The sequence below is a fragment of the Pandoraea anhela genome (assembly GCF_902459655.1).
Classification (GTDB): Bacteria; Pseudomonadota; Gammaproteobacteria; order Burkholderiales; family Burkholderiaceae; genus Pandoraea; species Pandoraea anhela.
In genome coordinates this window covers 421,907-439,065 of record NZ_CABPSB010000002.1, presented here as the reverse complement: position 1 = coordinate 439,065, position 17,159 = coordinate 421,907, and the positions used below count along the sequence as shown (strand labels likewise).

The 17,159-nt window shown below is 66.3% G+C and carries 14 protein-coding genes; 6 read left to right on the top strand and 8 right to left on the bottom strand.

Features of this window, described 5'->3' with window-relative positions:
* Window positions 1-47: 47 nt before the first annotated feature.
* Window positions 48-953, bottom strand: coding sequence for a LysR family transcriptional regulator (locus PAN31108_RS05040; protein ID WP_150667763.1), 906 nt, complete (start codon window positions 951-953; stop codon window positions 48-50).
* A gap of 312 nt (window positions 954-1,265) precedes the next feature.
* On the opposite strand from PAN31108_RS05040, the gene PAN31108_RS05035 reads away from it, so the two are divergent.
* Window positions 1,266-2,687 carry an MFS transporter gene (locus PAN31108_RS05035; protein WP_150667762.1) on the top strand — a complete coding sequence of 474 codons (1,422 nt, stop codon included), beginning with the start codon at window positions 1,266-1,268 and terminating at the stop codon, window positions 2,685-2,687.
* Window positions 2,688-2,715: 28 nt separating this feature from the next.
* Here PAN31108_RS05035 and PAN31108_RS05030 read toward each other — a convergent pair whose 3' ends face one another.
* Window positions 2,716-3,627, bottom strand: coding sequence for a LysR family transcriptional regulator (locus PAN31108_RS05030; RefSeq protein ID WP_150667761.1), 912 nt, complete (start codon window positions 3,625-3,627; stop codon window positions 2,716-2,718).
* A gap of 231 nt (window positions 3,628-3,858) precedes the next feature.
* Between PAN31108_RS05030 and PAN31108_RS05025 the strand changes: the two genes are divergently transcribed.
* On the top strand, window positions 3,859-5,052 hold the full coding sequence (locus PAN31108_RS05025; RefSeq protein ID WP_150667760.1) for an MFS transporter: 1,194 nt from the start codon (window positions 3,859-3,861) through the stop codon (window positions 5,050-5,052).
* Window positions 5,053-5,121: 69 nt separating this feature from the next.
* Here PAN31108_RS05025 and PAN31108_RS05020 read toward each other — a convergent pair whose 3' ends face one another.
* From PAN31108_RS05020 to PAN31108_RS05010, 3 genes are all read right to left on the bottom strand, one after another.
* Window positions 5,122-5,973, bottom strand: a complete 852-nt coding sequence (locus PAN31108_RS05020; protein WP_150667759.1) for a TOBE domain-containing protein — start codon at window positions 5,971-5,973, stop codon at window positions 5,122-5,124.
* A 220-nt stretch (window positions 5,974-6,193) separates the two neighbouring features.
* Entirely contained in the window at window positions 6,194-6,547 is a 354-nt protein-coding gene (locus PAN31108_RS05015; protein WP_150667758.1) for a hypothetical protein, read from the bottom strand.
* 57 nt (window positions 6,548-6,604) lie between these two features.
* Window positions 6,605-8,227 carry an EAL domain-containing protein gene (locus tag PAN31108_RS05010; RefSeq protein WP_150667757.1) on the bottom strand — a complete coding sequence of 541 codons (1,623 nt, stop codon included), beginning with the start codon at window positions 8,225-8,227 and terminating at the stop codon, window positions 6,605-6,607.
* A gap of 451 nt (window positions 8,228-8,678) precedes the next feature.
* Between PAN31108_RS05010 and PAN31108_RS05005 the strand changes: the two genes are divergently transcribed.
* Window positions 8,679-9,914 carry an MFS transporter gene (locus PAN31108_RS05005; RefSeq protein WP_150667756.1) on the top strand — a complete coding sequence of 412 codons (1,236 nt, stop codon included), beginning with the start codon at window positions 8,679-8,681 and terminating at the stop codon, window positions 9,912-9,914.
* Window positions 9,915-10,129: 215 nt separating this feature from the next.
* Here the strand turns inward: PAN31108_RS05005 and PAN31108_RS05000 are convergent, their stop codons facing one another.
* Together PAN31108_RS05000 and PAN31108_RS04995 are read right to left on the bottom strand one after the other, a co-directional pair.
* Window positions 10,130-10,543 (bottom strand): hypothetical protein, encoded by a 414-nt coding sequence (locus tag PAN31108_RS05000; protein WP_150667755.1) that lies wholly within the window; start codon window positions 10,541-10,543, stop codon window positions 10,130-10,132.
* Between the two features lie 267 nt (window positions 10,544-10,810).
* Window positions 10,811-12,175, bottom strand: a complete 1,365-nt coding sequence (locus PAN31108_RS04995; RefSeq protein ID WP_174994855.1) for an aminotransferase-like domain-containing protein — start codon at window positions 12,173-12,175, stop codon at window positions 10,811-10,813.
* 207 nt (window positions 12,176-12,382) lie between these two features.
* Here PAN31108_RS04995 and PAN31108_RS04990 point away from each other — a divergent pair, with 207 nt between their 5' ends.
* Window positions 12,383-13,582 (top strand): MFS transporter, encoded by a 1,200-nt coding sequence (locus tag PAN31108_RS04990; RefSeq protein WP_150667753.1) that lies wholly within the window; start codon window positions 12,383-12,385, stop codon window positions 13,580-13,582.
* Here PAN31108_RS04990 and PAN31108_RS04985 read toward each other — a convergent pair.
* Window positions 13,566-14,498, bottom strand: coding sequence for a MurR/RpiR family transcriptional regulator (locus PAN31108_RS04985; protein ID WP_150667752.1), 933 nt, complete (start codon window positions 14,496-14,498; stop codon window positions 13,566-13,568). The genes PAN31108_RS04990 and PAN31108_RS04985 overlap by 17 nt on opposite strands.
* A 293-nt stretch (window positions 14,499-14,791) precedes the next feature.
* Between PAN31108_RS04985 and PAN31108_RS04980 the strand changes: the two genes are divergently transcribed.
* Window positions 14,792-16,135 carry an aspartate aminotransferase family protein gene (locus PAN31108_RS04980; RefSeq protein WP_150667751.1) on the top strand — a complete coding sequence of 448 codons (1,344 nt, stop codon included), beginning with the start codon at window positions 14,792-14,794 and terminating at the stop codon, window positions 16,133-16,135.
* Entirely contained in the window at window positions 16,132-16,974 is an 843-nt protein-coding gene (locus PAN31108_RS04975) for a beta-keto acid cleavage family enzyme (RefSeq protein ID WP_150667750.1), read from the top strand. Before PAN31108_RS04980 ends, PAN31108_RS04975 begins: the two co-directional genes overlap by 4 nt.
* The last annotated feature ends 185 nt before the right edge of the window (window positions 16,975-17,159 follow it).

Here is a 17,159-nt window from a genome sequence, read left to right as displayed (position 1 = left end):
ATGAAAGCGGCAGAGGACAACAGCAGAGGAAAACAGCGGCAAAGGTATCACGCGAAGAGCCGCAGCAGCGCGTTGCGCGCATGACGAATCAGGTCGGTTTCGTCGGCGCTTCCCGGCAGCAGGTGGAATTCCGCGCGGGGCAACGGCGGCAGGCCGAGCGACGGCGGGCACACGATCAACTCGGGCGTGAGCGCCGATTCGTTCAGACACGAGATGCCCAGCCCCGCGCCGAGCGCCAACTGGAGGCCGGCCACACCGGCCGCCGAGTGCGAAACGCGATACGGCACCTTGTGTCGTTCCAGCACGTTGGCGATCAGCGTTTGCAGCGCACACGGGCGCGGTAACGTGACGAGCGGCAGCGGGGTATCGACGGGTTCGGCCAGCGTCGACGACATGGCCCACACGAGGCGCTCGCGACGCACCAGCGTGGCCGATGTGCCGGCCGTGTCGGCGTCTCCCATCGCGTCGTCGTTCGTGCCGACATCCTCATTCATCAGACGCAACGCCAGCCCCACGTCGAAATGCTCGCCCGTGAGCGCGGTGCGCTCGATCTGCGAGCTTTGCATCGCGCTCACGTGCAATCGCAGACGAGGATAAAGCCTCGTGAACCGCTTCAGCACCCGGCCCACGTCGTGCGGTCGGTAGTAGTCGGTGATGGCGATGCGCAACTCACCGTCCAGCAGCACGCCCTGAAGGTCCTCGAACGCGGCCTCGGAGAGTGCCGCGATCTGTCGCGCGTAGCCGACCAGCCGCGTGCCGGCGGGCGTCGGCCGCATGCCTTTACGCGAGCGCACCAGCAACGGTTGCCCGGCGCGCGCTTCGAGCTTCTTGAGTTGCTCGCTCACGGTCGATTGAGACAGGTAGATCTGCTGCGCCGCCGCCGAAATGCTGCCCGCGTCGTGAATGGCGATGAAGGTGCGTAATTGCGTGAGATCGAAGGCGCGGGCATTCATGGTGACGATTCTCCGGACGTGACGTGCCGACGGTAAGGCACGCCTGCGGTCATGCTGCGGGCGATGTCGCCCGGCGGCCCGGATCGCGGCGTCAGCCGGTCGGGCATCGGTCCGCCCCACGGAATGCGGCACTGTCGGGGCGATTTAATTCGGAAAACACGATATAAGTCATCGAATTTTCCCGCTTTTCCGATGGATTGTACATCCGTAGCATGCGGAGCATGGTGTCCGGGCTCACGCGTAACCGCGAGGCTGGACGCCACCGTCCTCCTCTCTGCGTCGCGACCCCGCAGGCCGCGCACCGTGTCACTTATGAATGAGCGTCTCTGTCCTGCCGCTGCCCCTGCCCCTGGCCCTGGCCCTACCGCTTCAGCGAACGCTGGGGCGAACGTCTGCCCCGCGACCGGCGCGGCGGCGTCTGTCTACCGCGCCGCGTCGCGCCCTGACCGCCGGCATCGCTGGAAGGTGCTCGGCGTGGGCGTTGCGGCCAATGGCAGCTTCGCCGCCGCGATGGGCGGCATTCCCGCCACGGCGGTACAGATGCGCAACGATTACGCACTGGGCACCGGCGATCTCGGCCTCGTGCTGGGCATGATCGGTTTGGGCATCGCCGTGTCCGAATTGCCCTGGGGCATGCTGACCGACCGCTGGGGCGACCGCAGGGTACTGCTCGTCGGATTGCTGGTGACGGCCGCAGCGCTGCTGGGCCTCGGGCGGTGGGGCGTGCCGACTGCGCATTTCATCCCGTCGATGCCGGCGCTCGCGACCGGCATGCTGACCATCGGTGTGCTCGGCGGCAGCGTGAACGGGTCGAGCGGACGCGCCGTCATGCGCTGGTTCCACGACGACGAGCGCGGATTGGCGATGAGCGTGCGGCAGTGCGCCGTGCCCATGGGCGGCGGCATCGGTGCGTTGGTGCTGCCCGGCGCTGCCCTGCACTTCGGCTTCGGCGCGGTGTTCATCGGTCTGGCTGTCGCGTGTGTCGCGGCGGCAGGCATGGCGTGGCTGTGGTTGCTCGAACCGCCCGAAGCGCCAGAAGCGCCGCAGGAACCGGCAAGAACGACGGGGGCCGCAACAGGCACGCGGGGCGTGCGGGGCACGCCGGGCACGCTCCGGGCGACCGGCTACTCGCCGCTGCGCGACGCGCGACTGCTGAGCACCGCCTTGGGAATGGCCGTGCTATGCATGCCGCAAGTCGCCGTGCTGACATTCGGGACGGTGTTTCTTCACGACTTCGCGCACGTGAGCGTGCTGACCATCTCGCTCACGCTGGGGGCCGTACAGACGGGCGCTGCCGTGACCCGCGTGTGGAGCGGACGCTTCACCGACAAGCGTCGCAATCGTCCCGCATATCTACGCGCATGTGCGATAGCCGTGGGCGTCGTGTTCGCGATACTGGGGGGGCTCGTTGCGATGCTCTCGATGCGTCCCGACTGGCTCGCGCATGGCACGCCGCTGATGATCGCGTTGCTGATTGCGGGCGGCGTGGTGGCGTCGGCGTGGCATGGTGTCGCCTTTACGGAACTGGCGACGCTCGCCGGGGCCTCTCGGGCCGGGACCGCGTTGGGTATCGGCAACACGGGCGTTTTCCTCACGATGTTCCTCACGCCGCTGACGATCCCGCTGCTGCTCTCGATTGGCGGATGGGGACTCGTCTGGGCGGGCGGCCTGATTTGTGCCGCGCTGGCATGGCCGCTCTTCGTCTGGTCGCACCGCGACCGCACGCCGACGTGAGTCCGACGGTCACGCGCTTGCCGGAACGTCAACAAGGCAGGTGCACGTGCTCCACGAGGAAGTCGAGAAACGCGCGCACCCGCGCGGGCAGATGGCCGCCCTGCCCAACGTACACGGCGTGCACCGGTTCCAGATCGCCGGGGTTGTAGTCTTCCAGGACAGTGACGAGGCGTCCGTCGCGCAAGTCGGCATCGATGTGATATCGCGAGTGACGTGCGATGCCGACCCCGAGAAGCGCGAGCTTGCGCATGGTCTCGCCATCGCTCGCGAGTACATTGCCCGCAGGAGGGTACAACGTCACGCCGCCTGCGCCGTCGCGAAACGGCAGGCCTTCGATGTGGCGCTCGAAGTTGAACGCCATGACGTTGTGACGGATCAGGTCGGCCGGCGTTTGCAGGGGCGCACTTCGCGCCAGATAGTCGGGCGACGCCACCACGTGCACGCGGCTCTCGCCGAGCTTACGGGCGACGAGTCGGGAGTCGCGCAACGGCCCCGCGCGCACGGCGACGTCGGCGCGCTGCGAGAGCAAGTCGACCACCGTGTCGGTAAGCGTCAGATCGAGGCGGATCTCAGGGTACTTCGCGAGGAACGCCGGGATGACCGGCAGCAGGTAGAGCGTGCCGATGGGCACACTCGAATTCACGCGCAGCAGGCCGTGCGGCACCGCTCCGGCGGCGGCCTCGCGTTCGGCCGCGTCGATGTCGGCCAGCACCCGCAGCGCGCGCTCGTGAAACGCGGTGCCCTCGGGGGTGAGTTGCAGGCGCCGGGTGGAACGATTGAACAGCCGTGCCCCCAGACGCCCTTCGAGTCGCGCCACCAGCTTGCTGACGGCCGATGGCGTCATGTGCAACGCGCGCGCCGCCGCCGAAAAACCACCCAGTTCCACGACCCGCGCGAAGACTTCCATGTCGCCTGAGCGGTTGACGTCCTGTCGCCCCATCGGAGGTGTCCTCGTTCTCGGTGTGTGCTGGTGACGGCGTTCGCGTCGTCTTGTGACGTGAAGTCACAAATGATTTTCCTTCGCGCAGTCTATTTCATCAATGCGAGGGCGTCTATATTCCGCACATCGGGTCGTTGCCGCCCGGCCCGGGCTAACGATGCATGTCGCACGTGTCGGTCGGGGCGCGGCGGCCATTCCACATTTTCAGACAGGATCAGACAGGAGTTTTCCGTGCCTATCGCTCTCTACGCCCTCACGGCCGGCGCCTTTGGCATCGGCGTGACGGAGTTCGTCATCATGGGGCTGTTGCTGAACGTCGGCGCCGATTTCGGCGTGTCGATCGCAGCCGCAGGCCTGCTCATTTCCGGTTACGCGCTGGGCGTCGTGGTCGGCGCGCCGGTGATGACTACGGCCACGGCCCGCTGGCCGCGCAAGACCGTGCTGCTCGTGCTAATGGCGATTTTCACCGTCGGTAACGCCGCTTGTGCGCTTGCGCCGAGCTACGGCGCGCTGATGGCCGCTCGGGTGCTGACGTCGTTCGCGCACGGTACGTTCTTCGGCGTCGGTTCGGTCGTGGCCACCGGACTGGTCTCGCGCGAGCGTCGTGCATCGGCCATTGCCATCATGTTCACCGGCCTGACGGTCGCCAACATTCTCGGCGTGCCGTTCGGCACGTGGCTCGGGCAACACTTCGGCTGGCGCGCCAGCTTCTGGGCCGTCACGCTGATCGGCGCCCTCGCCCTGCTCGTGATCGCCGCGTTCGTGCCGAAGATCGACGCCCCGAAGGATGCCGGCGACTGGCGTGCCGATCTGCGGGCGCTGGCGCGTCGTCCCGTCTTGCTCGGCTTGCTGACGACGGTGCTGGGCTGGGTCGGCGTATTCGGTGTGTTCACTTACATCGCGCCGCTGCTGACCGAAGTCACGGGGTTTTCCGAAGGCGCGGTCTCGCCGATTCTGCTGATCTTCGGCGGCGGTCTGGTCGTCGGCAATTTGCTGGGCGGAAAGCTTGCGGACCGCCGTGTCGTGCCGACGGTGCTGGGCAGTCTGCTGGCGCTGTCCGTCGTACTCGGCCTGATGACGTTCGCACTGCACTCGCACTGGCTGGCCATCGTATTCGTAGCGCTGCTCGGCGTGACCGCTTTCGCGACGGTGGCGCCGCTGCAACTCTGGGTGATGGAGAAGGCGTCCGGTGCGGGCGAGAGTCTGGCGTCGAGTTTCAACATCGCCGCGTTCAACCTGGGGAACGCCATCGGGGCGTGGCTCGGCGGATTCGTGATCGGCCACGGGCCGGGGCTGACGGCCGTGCCCTGGGTGGCCGCGCTCGTGCCGCTCGCCGGGGTGGGCGTCGCGTTGCTCAGCCTGCGTCTGGACCGTCGCGACGCGGCGCGTTCGCCGGCGCCGGTCTGCGAGACGCCCGCGACATAAAACGTTCGGCCGCCCGATGCACCCCGACGTGGCATGACATGCCGTCGGGACGCATCGGGCGGCTTGCCGTTAAGCCATCACCCCCATGATGACGCTGACGGCCGTGAAGGCGGCCGTCGCGCCGATCCCAAGCGTCAGTCCGCGCGCCGTGAGCGTGCGCTGCGGCATGACCGCCGCCAGCCGCGTGCCGCCGGGCAGCGCCAGTATCACTTCCGCCTGACCCGCGTCGTCGGCGATGGCGTCGACGACCCCGGACAAACGATTGGCCGTGGGCAATCCCGCGAGGTCGGCCCCGCGCGCGATTTCGATCCATGGCGCCTTGATGAGCGCGAACGCCTGCCCGCCCACCGCCAGCCCGAGCGATTGCGTGCTGTGATGCGTGAGCGACGCGGTGATCGCTTCACCACCGGGCAGCGTCAGCGTCACTTCGTCGTTCACCCCGCAGTGCCGGATCTGCGTGATCGTGCCGTGCAACTGATTGCGCGCACTGGTCTGAAGCCCGAGCCGCGCAATGACCGGCCACTGCTCGTCGAAGTGTTCGAGATCGTTGGCCACGCGCGCGAGGAATTGTTGCTGCGCGGCCTCCACGGCCCGAAACGCGGCGACGAGCTTCGCGCCGCGTGCGGTGAGGCGCGTGCCGCCGCCGCCGCGTCCGCCCGTGCTGCGGGCGACGAGCGGCTCGCCTGCGAGCTGGTTCATGGCGTCTACGGCGTCCCACGCGGCTTTGTAGCTCATGCCTGCGGCCTTGGCGGCGGCGGTGATCGACCCATGCGAAGCGATGTGTTCGAGCAACGCGATCCGAGCCTGTCCGCCAAGCGACGAGGCCCCGCGATGCAGCCATAGCGAACCGCTCACTTGCAAGGTGTCATTCGGTTCGTTGCGCGAAAAATTTTCTGGCGTTGAGAAAGGTTCGGAAACCATAATGATTTTTTTGATCAAACACAGCAGGTGGCCGCATTGTAGGGGGTGGGCGGACCAGCAGGTACAGACGCTGGCAGGGGAACTGTTGCGGCGCACCAACGAAGCGCGCTTCGAACGTCCGTTTGGGGGACGAATGGGGGACGTTTCTCCTCTACATTGAATTTGCCGCATGCCCCCCCAATGCCGGATCGTGTTGCGTCGGACTTGCAATTCTCAAGTTTTACGCGGCTTGACCGGGAATGCGACGTTTGCCGAAGTGCCCACTCACCTGACACAACAGAAACGGGGTGAAATGATGCGCGTCAGGAATATCAAGGAAACGGTTGACGGGGCTCGATACTATCGTCTGGTTCGCACGCTGCCAAACGGCAAGCGACATCAGATGCAAATCTCTTTCTCCGCGGGTGAAATGCGCTTCAGAAGTTTCGTCGCGCAGCGTTTGTGGCTGCTGCGCGCCGAAATGCGGGACAGTACACGGGCGGCGGCTGCGCCCGCGCCACGCAGCAACATGCCGCAGTTGGTCTTCTGATCCGACCGTGGTGTCGCCGGACAAGCGCCGGACCGGTGTTTTCACAGGTCCGGCGCTTTTTTCGCGTCCGTAAGTGTCCGTACTCCCTCGCCCGTCGGCCTGTCAGCCCGCCTTGCGCGGCGTGGGCGACGTGAGCGACGTGACGGGCGCCGTTCCCGACGAGCCCTTCTTCACTGCCGTGAGCCCCATGCCTGCATGGGCGATGGCGAATTGCACCAGTTCGTCGAACGCGATCGGCCGCGCAAACAGGTACCCCTGCGCATAAGTGACGTTGCGCCCGCGCAGGTAATTCGCCTGCATCTCGTTCTCGACGCCTTCCGCCACGATGGTCATGTCCAGCCGCTCGGCCAGATGGATGATGGAGTCGCAGATATTGCGCGTGACCACGTCGTCTTCGGTTACGGGTAGGAACTCCTTGTCGATCTTCAGATAGTTGAAGTCATAGCGCTTGAGATAACCGATGGAGTTGTTCTCGGCGCCGAAGTCGTCCAGCGCCGTTTCGATGCCGCGCCGCTGAAGCTCCGCCATCACGTTGCGCGCGGCCGCAGTGTCGCGAATCACATACCGCTCGGTGATTTCGGCGACCATCGGATACGTATTGTTGAGCGATCCGTAGTACCGCTCGATATCGTGGAGGATGGTCGTGTCGCGCAAATGCCGTTCGGCAAGATTGATGCCGATATGGAAGCCCTGCGGCAGGGCCCCCCGGGCGACGTCGTTACGAATCTGACGCAGCAAGGCGCGCGTGAGCTCGACGATCAGTCCGTTGTCCTCGGCTATCGGGATGAAAGCGTCCGGTCGCACCAGCCCTGCCACGGGATGATGCCAGCGCATCAGGGCCTCGGCGCCGGCACACCGCCCGGTGGCGAGTTCCATGACCGGCTGGTAGTACACCTTGAATTCGTTGCGCCTGATGCCGTGTGCGATCTGCCGCTTCATGAATTGCGCCGGACCGAGATGACGGAACGTGAGGACGCCGAGCAAAAATGCCACGATGCCGCCGAACGCCAGAAAAATCGGCGCCTGCTGCGTTGCCAGCGACTGCATCAGCGACGGACTGCCTGCCAGCGATGTCGTGAAATGCGCCGAGGTCAGCGAGACTTGCGCGCCGCGCGTCGCAATGCCCGCCGATTCCAGTCGCGGCCCTTCCGACGTGAGCGACACGTTGCCCACGGTCATCGCCGTCCAAGCCAGATCGCTGTTTTTGACGCTGTGCAGGGTCTCGGTGAGATAGATGCCGTCGACGAAGCCCAGCACGCCGTCGGTCGCCGATGTCGGTACATAGAGCGCCAGCGCGGGCGTGTCGCGCACGTATGGCGTGCCGCCCACGAGCAGCGTGCGCGTGCCCGTGAGCATCGGCACGAGGTCGGCCGGCAGCGGCATGTTCAGCGCGGTGTCGGAGCGAGTGACGGACGAGCAATAGAGTTGCCCGCGCGAGACGAGCCAGATGGAGCGGAAGTAGGGGCTGAGCGTACCGGTGGCCTGAAGGGCGGTGCTGACTTCGCCGCACGACCGTCCGACCCATAGGGTGGCGCCACGCAGCGTGCTCTCGGCTTGCGCGACGATGCGCTCGAGCGCATCGCGCTGACGCTGCGCCTCTTCCTGAAGCACCGACTGCGACAGATGATAGATGCGCAGCCAGCCCAGAAACAGGACGACAGCCAGCGTGACCGCCACCACAAGTCCGGTCACCAGCCACTGCACGACTCTGGAGTGTTGAATCATGTTTGCTGCCAACCAAGGAAGACGTGGGGGCCCTACGTCAACGGCGATGCATCGCGTGTTGCATGGCACAACGCGTCTTTTGACTCTACACGAATCCCCGACGGCGTCCGACCCCCGATAAACCCGCACAACGACCCGCACAACGACCAGCGCAATGCCCGGCTGACGTGCATGAACGGCGCGCGCCCCGTTTGTGCGAAATGGCCACCCCGCGACCTTCCGACGACGCGTCAGAAGGTTACTGAGGCCGCATTCAGCGTGGCACTTGGATGGCGTGATCGCGACAAAACTTGGCGTAACGGCGATTTACGCATGCTCTACACTTCACTCATTAACTTTCCGGTGGAAATTGGGATTAATCCCAACTTTCTCTTATCAATGGGCCGAGGCGCCCGAAACAGACCGGAGAGCCCCCGTTTTTCCAAGCCTTTGACGTCAATTTACCCAACCCATGTCGAGTCAACCTGCAACGTCCCTCCCCGGCGCCAGCGCGTCGGGCGCGCAGGGCACGGCGTTCCGCGTGCTGTCTGCCATCAGCTTCTCCCACTTGCTCAACGACATGATTCAGTCGTTGATCCTCGCCATCTACCCGCTGCTCAAGTCCGGCTTTCATCTGAGCTTCGGGCAGGTGGGTCTGATTACGCTGACGTACCAGGTCACGGCCTCGTTGCTGCAACCGGTCGTCGGTCTTTACACGGATAAGCATCCCAAACCGTATTCGCTGCCGGTCGGGATGGGTTTCACGCTCGTCGGGTTGTTGTTGCTGGCGGTGGCCCCGAACTTCGGCATGCTGCTCGTGGCGGCGGCGCTCGTGGGCATGGGCTCGTCGGTGTTCCACCCGGAGTCGTCGCGCGTGGCGCGTATGGCCTCGGGCGGGCGTCACGGCATGGCGCAGTCCTTCTTCCAGGTCGGCGGTAACGTCGGCTCGTCGCTCGGCCCCTTGCTGGCCGCTCTGATCATCGTGCCGAACGGCCGTGGCAGCGTGGCGTGGTTCTCGGTGGCGGCGCTCATCGCGATCTTCGTGCTGTTTCACGTGAGCCGGTGGTATGCAGTGCAACGTGCGGCGAGCACGGGCAAGCCGGCGGCGCGTCGGGGCGGCAACGTCCAGTTGTCGCAGGGCAAGGTGCTGTTCGCCATCGGCATTCTGCTGGTGCTGATCTTCTCGAAGTACTTCTATCTCGCGAGCATCAGCAGCTACTTCACGTTCTACCTCATCAGCAAATTCCAGGTGTCGGTGCAAAGCGCGCAGGTGCATCTGTTCGTGTTCCTGTTCGCGGTGGCGGCGGGCACGATGATCGGTGGCCCGCTGGGTGACAAGATCGGCCGTAAATATGTGATCTGGGGATCGATTCTCGGGGCTGCGCCGTTCACGCTGATGCTGCCGTACGCCAACCTGTTCTGGACCGGCATTCTGACCGTGCTGATCGGTCTGATCCTCGCCTCCGCGTTCTCGGCCATTCTGGTCTATGCGCAGGAATTGATGCCGGGCAAGGTCGGCACCGTGTCGGGGCTATTCTTCGGCTTCGCGTTCGGGATGGGGGGCGTGGGCGCCGCCGTACTCGGTCAGCTGGCCGACTCGACGAGCATCGACTTCGTCTATCACGTGTGTGCGTTCCTGCCGCTGCTGGGGATCGTGACGATCCTGCTGCCGGACGTCGAAGGACACAAGAAAACGTCTGCCGCGTGAGCGGTCGCGGGCGCGAGTTCAGTGCGCGCCAATCGGGAAACGCCGGATGAACAACCCCCAAGGGTTGAGGTTATGTCCAACGCTTGGGGGGCAGTTCACATCGCGGGGTCGGCGGTTTTTATCCGGATGACGCCCGAAGCACGTGCGGCGACGTCACGGACGACGGCAGGCAATGCACGATCAGTGCGCGATCAGCGGCGAAATCAGCGAGGAGATCAGGGCGTGCCGCGCTTCTGCAATTCCCAGCGGGCTTTCTCGTTCGCCCTGCACGCGGGCAACTTGAGCGTGACTTCCTGACCCTTGGCGGTGAGCAGCACCACCAGATCGCGACACGTCTTGTCGCCGTCTTTCTGGGTGTTGGTCGGCGTGATCTGTGCGGCAATGGCGACGGGGTTGCCCGTGCCCTTGTTGGTCCATTCGGTGGTGTCGTTGTCTTGTTTGTCGTCGAGGACGGTGCGGGCGGTTTTGGCGAACGACTCGTTGTCGGCCTTGCGCAGATAAGCCAGCGGCGAGTTGCTCATGAACGAGAGATTCGACGCGGCGAACGCGGGCGCGGCCACGCCGGCGCCGATGACGAGCGCGGTGCCCAGCACCAGCGAGCGGGCGCGAGAGGAGCGGATAAGCGACATTCGGAGTCCTTGATATTGTCGACAGGGGACGAAGCCTGCGCGATGCCGTGCCGGGCGATGCCTTCAGGGCGTGCACCGGGCGAGCGGCCGCAGGGGGGCACGACGATCATAAAAGAATCCGGCGGCGGCGTCATCTCGGCAAGGCGGGTGTCGTTGCGCCATGCGCGGGCTTCGCCGGGCCCCCTTCATGCTTTTGCCCTTTCCCTCACTCATCGTCGTTCCCGTCGTTCCCGCCTTTCCCGCCTTTCCCGCCTCACACCTCACGCCTCACCCGGCACCGCGCCCCGACACCACCTCGGCCACCTGAACGAGTGCAGCGTGCAGCGCGGCGTCGCTGCCCGGTGAGCCGAGCGCGACACGAATGGCCGACGGCGCGGGTTGCCCCGGCGCGGCAAAGGCATCGACGGGCGTGACCGCAATGCCTCGCGCCTGAAGGGCGGCCACGACATTGTCGCAGCGCATCGGCGCGGGCACGGGCAACAGGCGGTGAAACGCCCCGGCATAGCCCGTCGATCCCAGTCCCGCCAGACATTGCCGGGCGATCGCCTGACGCTGCGCCGCCACCGCCCGCTTACGCGCGATCCAGCCGTCTATCGTACCGTCGTTCAGCCAGCGCGACGCCAACTGGGCCATCAACGGAGCGGCACTCCAGACACTGGCCCGCATCGCGGCGTGCACGCGCGGCTGCCATTCGGACGGTGCGACGAGATACGCGATCCGCAGCCCCGGCGCGCCCGGTTTCGAAAGACTGCACACCTCGAAGGTGCGCTCGGGCGCGAGCAGGCGCAGCGGCGGCGGGGCGTCGGCCACGAGAAAGCCGTAAGCGCTGTCTTCGATCAGCAGCAGATCGTGGCGGCGCGCCACATCCACCAGCGCCAGGCGTCGGGCGAGCGGCATGACACTGCCCAGCGGGTTATGCAGCGTCGGCATCGTGTAGACGACCCGCAGACGCCCCGCATGCGTGCGGCAAAGCTTGTCCAGCGCCAGCGGGTCGAGGCCGTCCTGCGTCATCGGGAGGGCGACGAGCGGCACGTCGCGCATCGCCGCCAGCGCTTTCCAGCCGGGGTACGTCAGCGCTTCGACCGCGACGGGCTCGCCAGCACGGCACAGCGCCAGTTGCAGGACGTCGAGCGCATGCTGGCCGCCGGCGCAAACCACCACCGTCTCCGGGCGGACGGCGACGCCGTCGCGACGCGCGAGCCATCTTGCCGCCGCGCGCCGGTCCGACAGATGGCCGTCGTGCGGCGTATGGGCGAGCCACGCGCTCAGGTCTCCGCCGGCCGCCAAGTCGCGCAACGCTTGCCGAAGGGCTTCCGTCTGCTCGGGCAACACCGGATAGTTGAACGCCAGATCGACGCCCTCGAGCACCCCCGGCGCCGGCGCCCATTGCGCGAAGGCCGCCGCCGCACCCACAGCCGGAGCGCGCACGAAAGTGCCTCGTCCGACTTCGCCCACCGCCAGTCCACGTCGCGCGAGTTCCGCGTAGATGCGTGTGACGGTGGAGATCGCGAGGCCATGCGTATCGGCGTAGTCGCGTTGTGGCGGCAGGCGAGTCCCCGAGGCGAGTTCGCCGGCCGCGATGGCCGCAGCGAGACGTTCGACGTGATCGAGATAGCGGGCGGGGGCGGCCATGAAATAGGTGGGAAGAAGATTCGGAAGCGATGCCGGACCGATATTGATCTCAGGACAATTCAATAATTGCACTGGATGAATGGCATGGCAATACTGAGCGGGATGCTGTGCGGCCGGCCGTGCCCGCGGCATCGCCTGACGACCGGGTCGTCCCTTCGTTCCGGTCACGCCGTGCCCCTGATGGCGATCCCTTCCTCCGCTGAGCTCATGCCGCACCGAATTCCCTCCCCGAATCCCCGCCGGTGGCCCATCGCGTTACTCGCGCTGCAACTCTTTCTCGTGACGTTCTCCGTCAATCTGCAAGCCCCGCTGGTGCCGCACTATGCGGCGGCGAGCGGCCACGGCGCGGGCGCGCAGGCGCTGGCGTTCGCGTGCTATGTCGGTGCGCTCGTGCCGGCGCTGTTGTTCCTGGCGGGATTGTCCGATCGGGTGGGACGCCGCCTGCCGCTGGCCGTTGCATTGCTGCTGGGGCTCGTCGGGACATGGCTGACACTGCGCTGGCCGACGCTCGTCGCCCTGGGCGGTGCCCGCGCCTGCTACGGACTGGCGACGGGGTTGGTCGCGGGCAGCGGCACGGCCTATATGACGGAGTTGTACGGTGATCGGGAGGACGCCGCGACACGTGGCGCGGCGTTGGTGGCAGCGTCGACGTCGCTTGGCTTCGGCTCGGGCGCGCTGGCCACGGGGGTGTGTCTGATCGTCGCGCCGTCGACGCTGCCGCCTGCGAGTCTGTGGGCGTATCTGCCGTTCGCGTTCGTGGCGGCGCTCGCGGTGGCGGTGCTGCCTGCGCCTGCGCGTCGCCCGAACGTGCCCTGGTTGCGCTGGCCGGTACTTGCGCCCGGCACGGCGCCGCTGGGCGTGGCGATTCTGCTTGCGTGGGCGGCCGTGGGCGTGGTGATCGGCGTGGTGCCTTCGGCGCTGGCGGCGCACGGGCATGCGGCGTGGGCGGGCTTCGCGACGTTCTTCGTCGTCTCGACGGGGTTGCTGTTTCAGCCGGCCGCAAGGCGTATGGCGCCGGTGCGGGCGGTGCGCGTCGGTCTCGTGATCGTGCCGCTCGGTTTCGTGGTGCTGGCGCTCGGGGTGGTGTATGTCAATCTGCCGGTGTTGCTCGCCGGCGCGGTCGTCGCGAGTTCGGCGTGCTATGGATTCACGTATCTCGGCGGGTTGGCCGCCGTCAACGCAGCGGTCGACCCGGCGATGCGCGCGAGGGCGGCGGCAGGGTATTTTCTGTTCGCGTACTTCGGCTTTTCCGTGCCCGTCGTGACCAGCGGATGGCTTGCCGACCGCTTCGGCATGTCCGTCGCGCTCGCGCTATTGGCGGCCGCACTGATTGCGGGCAGCGCGGCGCTCGGAGTGGCGCTGCGCCGCGAGCGCCCGACGTCTGCGACGCTCAGGCGTCGGGTTTGACACGCCGCGTGCTTCCCCTGGCGACGTTGCCGCCTGCCGGGCTGACGTAAGCACCGGTGCCGTGCAACTGGTCTTCAGCCAGTTCCAGCGCGCGCACCGCCCCGCGTCCCTTACGGGCGAGCAGCATTTCGATGAGCGTCTCCACCACGGCAATGCCCGCCGTGATCGACGGGAAGAACGACGGACTTTCATGCGAGAACAGCACCGTGACGTCGGCGTCGAGCGCGAGCGGCGAGACGGTCGAGTCCGTGAGGGCGAGCACCCGCGCGCCGGCCGCGCGTGCAGCCCGGGCGACGATCAGCGCTTCGTTCGAATAAGGCGCGAAGCTGATGACCACCACCACGTCGCGCGCCGACAGCGCGCGCAGCTCCATCTCCAGCGTGCCCGCCTCGCCGCGAATCAGATGCACCGTCGGCCGGAACAGACGGTAGACGTACTGAAACGTGAAGGCGATGGGAAAACATGCGCGAAACCCCGCCACATGGACCGTCCCGGCATTGGCGAGCAACTCGACCGCCGCCCCCAGCGACGCATTCGCGCCGGCTTCCGTCAGATCGAGGTTGTTGTGCTGCACGCGGAACATTTCGGGCACCATGCGCGCGGCGTCGCCTTCGCGAATCACTTGCCGCGCACGGCTCGCATAGGGCTGCGGCCCGAGTCGAATCGATTCCAGAAAGAGCTCGCGCAGTCCGTGCCATCCGTCGAACCCGAGATGCTGCGCGAGCCGCACGAACGTGGCCGGTTGCACGCCCGCCTCGGCGGCAATGGCGCGCATGGAACTGATCGGCACGCGTTGCGGATGATCGAGCAGGAACCGCGCGCCCGCCTGAAATTGCGGACTGAGTTGGGAATAGCGCTCACGCAACAATGCGTTCAGTTGGTTGAGCGTCTTTGGCAGCGCGGTGGCTTGTGTCATTGGGGATGGCAACACGGCGACGAAAGAATGTAACGATTGTTGCATGAAAAGCCGTCATCGCGCACGCGCTTTCCCCGGGGGACTTAGGCTGTGATGAAACACCGAGTGTGGTACCGGGTTGCGCGAAGTGTTGCGAATACAAAGAACGTGAAACATATGTTGCAAACGATGGGCGATACGCCTACACTGAGCGCCATGGCTACGCGCCACGATGGCTGCATCGTCGTCGTTTCCGGCAGCATGCCCAACGACATTCACCCGTCTCTCAGCATCTTTTCGTCAGAGGTTCAGGCATGACTCACGTGTTTCACCGCAATCCGCGTCAGACGTTGCCCGTCGCGGTCGGCGGTCAGGGAATCGAGTTGATCGACAGCGACGGCAGGCGCTATCTCGATGCGTGCGGCGGCGCGGCCGTTTCCTGTCTGGGTCATGGACATCCGCGCGTGATCGAGGCGATGCAACGGCAAGCCGCGCAACTGGCCTATGCGCATACGTCGTTCTTCACGACGGAAGTCGCCGAGCAACTGGCCGACACGCTCGCGGCGAGCGCGCCCGGCGACCTGAACCATGTGTACTTCGTCAGCGGCGGCTCCGAAGGCGTGGAGGCGGCGCTCAAACTGGCGCGTCAGTATTTCGTCGAGATCGGTCAGCCGCAGCGTCAGTACTTCATCGCGCGTCGCCAGAGCTATCACGGCAACACGCTCGGCGCGCTGGCCATCGGCGGCAATGCGTGGCGGCGCGAACCGTTCCTGCCGCTGCTGGTGCCGGCGCATCACGTCTCGCCCTGCTTCGCCTATCGCGAACGTCTCGACGGCGAGAGCGATGCGGCGTACGTGCAGCGTCTGGCGGACGAACTCGAAGCGAAGATTCTGGCACTGGGCGGCGACACGGTGATTGCATTCGTTGCGGAGACCGTGGTCGGCGCCACGGCGGGCGCGGTGCCGCCGGTCGGCGACTACCTCAAGCGCATGCGCGCCGTGTGTGACAAGTACGGCGTATTGTTGCTGCTCGACGAAGTCATGTCGGGCATGGGCCGCACCGGCCACCTGTTCGCGTGCGAGGAAGACGGCGTCACGCCGGACATTCTGGTCATCGCCAAGGGGTTGGGCGCGGGGTACCAGCCGATCGGCGCGATGCTATGTTCCGACAGGATTTTCGACGCCGTGGTCGGCGGCTCCGGTTTCTTCCAGCACGGGCACACGTACCTCGGTCACGCGATGGCGTGCGCCGCAGCGCTGGCCGTGCAGCGCACGATCGCCGAGGAGCATTTGTTGGACAACGTGAAGGCGCGCGGCGCGCAGTTGCGCGCACGTTTGCGCGAGGTCTTCGCCGATCACCCGAACGTGGGCGATGTGCGTGGGCGCGGGTTGTTCGTCGGCGTCGAATTCGTGGCCGACCGTGCGACGAAGCAGACGCTGCCGACGGCCGACAAGACACACGCCCGTTTGAAGTCTGCCGCCAAGGCGCGCGGTCTGCTGATCTATCCGATGGGCGGGACGGTCGATGGCGTGCATGGGGATCACGCATTGATTGCGCCGCCGTTCATCTGCCGGTCGGACGACATCGAGCGCATCGTGGAGCGTCTGGCGTTGTCGGTCGCCGATGTCACCGGCGTGAAGGTCGGGGGCGTGGCATGACGCGGGCTTACGCGCTGGCCGTCGCACCTAACGGCGCCCGCCGAACGCACGCCGATCACCCGGCGCTGCCGATCACGCCGGACGAATTGGGCGCATGCGCCAAGGCCTGTCTGGACGCGGGCGCGGCCATGATCCACCTGCACGTGCGCAAGGCGGACGGTACGCACAGTCTCGAAGTGCCGGATTACGAAGCCGGGATCGCCGCCGTGCGGCGTGCCGTGGGCAACGCGCTTGTGTTGCAGGTGACGACCGAAGCCGTTGGCATTTACACACCGGCGCAGCAGATCGCGACGGTGCAGGCGTTGCGTCCCGAGGCGATCTCGGTGGCGTTGCGCGAGGTCCTGCCCGATGCGGCCCATGCGCCTGCCGCCGAAGCGTTCTTCGCGTGGCTATGGCAAACGCAGATCGCCACGCAGTACATCCTGTACGACACCGACGACGTCGCACATTACTGGCGGCTGCGCGCGCGCGGCGCGATTGCGCCGGGCCGTCACTGGGTGCTGTTCGTGCTGGGTCGATACAGCAAGGGCCAGTTGTCCTCGCCCACCGATCTTCTGCCGTTCCTGCATGCGTGGAAGACCGGGGCGGACGCGCTGGGCGAAGCGTCGGACGCCACGCCATGGGCGATGTGCGCCTTCGGACCGCGCGAGGCCGAATGCGCGCTGGCCGCAGTGTTGCAAGGCGGCCACGCCCGAATCGGTTTCGAGAACAATCTCTACCTGCCGGATGGCAGCGTTTCCCCGGACAATACGGCGTCGCTCGGCGCCCTGACGTCCGCAGCCGCGCCGTTGGCGCTCGCGCCCATGACGGCGGACGCCCTGCGCGAGCTTACCCGCTGAGGCTCGCCGGCCGACATCGGGACAGCGGTCCCTCGGGCACACCCCGTGCCCGGGAGTGCGCGACGAATCAGAAATAAACCCAAATACACGGCTTGACCGACGTTGCCCTCCCGGGCCGCTGTAATAGAATCGGCGTAACCTCAAAAAGCCCCGCGCTGCCCTTTCGGCGCCGGGCATGAACCCGA

What these genes read in the sequence shown, in the direction of transcription:
- PAN31108_RS05040 (WP_150667763.1), bottom strand. Translation starts at nt 953, where the DNA reads ATGAATGCCCGCGCCTTCGATCTCACGCAATTACGCACCTTCATCGCC.
- PAN31108_RS05035 (WP_150667762.1), top strand. Translation starts at nt 1,266, where the DNA reads ATGAATGAGCGTCTCTGTCCTGCCGCTGCCCCTGCCCCTGGCCCTGGC.
- PAN31108_RS05030 (WP_150667761.1), bottom strand. Translation starts at nt 3,627, where the DNA reads ATGGGGCGACAGGACGTCAACCGCTCAGGCGACATGGAAGTCTTCGCG.
- PAN31108_RS05020 (WP_150667759.1), bottom strand. Translation starts at nt 5,973, where the DNA reads ATGGTTTCCGAACCTTTCTCAACGCCAGAAAATTTTTCGCGCAACGAA.
- PAN31108_RS05010 (WP_150667757.1), bottom strand. Translation starts at nt 8,227, where the DNA reads ATGATTCAACACTCCAGAGTCGTGCAGTGGCTGGTGACCGGACTTGTG.
- PAN31108_RS05005 (WP_150667756.1), top strand. Translation starts at nt 8,679, where the DNA reads ATGTCGAGTCAACCTGCAACGTCCCTCCCCGGCGCCAGCGCGTCGGGC.
- PAN31108_RS05000 (WP_150667755.1), bottom strand. Translation starts at nt 10,543, where the DNA reads ATGTCGCTTATCCGCTCCTCTCGCGCCCGCTCGCTGGTGCTGGGCACC.
- PAN31108_RS04995 (WP_174994855.1), bottom strand. Translation starts at nt 12,175, where the DNA reads ATGGCCGCCCCCGCCCGCTATCTCGATCACGTCGAACGTCTCGCTGCG.
- PAN31108_RS04990 (WP_150667753.1), top strand. Translation starts at nt 12,383, where the DNA reads ATGCCGCACCGAATTCCCTCCCCGAATCCCCGCCGGTGGCCCATCGCG.
- PAN31108_RS04985 (WP_150667752.1), bottom strand. Translation starts at nt 14,498, where the DNA reads ATGACACAAGCCACCGCGCTGCCAAAGACGCTCAACCAACTGAACGCA.
- PAN31108_RS04980 (WP_150667751.1), top strand. Translation starts at nt 14,792, where the DNA reads ATGACTCACGTGTTTCACCGCAATCCGCGTCAGACGTTGCCCGTCGCG.
- PAN31108_RS04975 (WP_150667750.1), top strand. Translation starts at nt 16,132, where the DNA reads ATGACGCGGGCTTACGCGCTGGCCGTCGCACCTAACGGCGCCCGCCGA.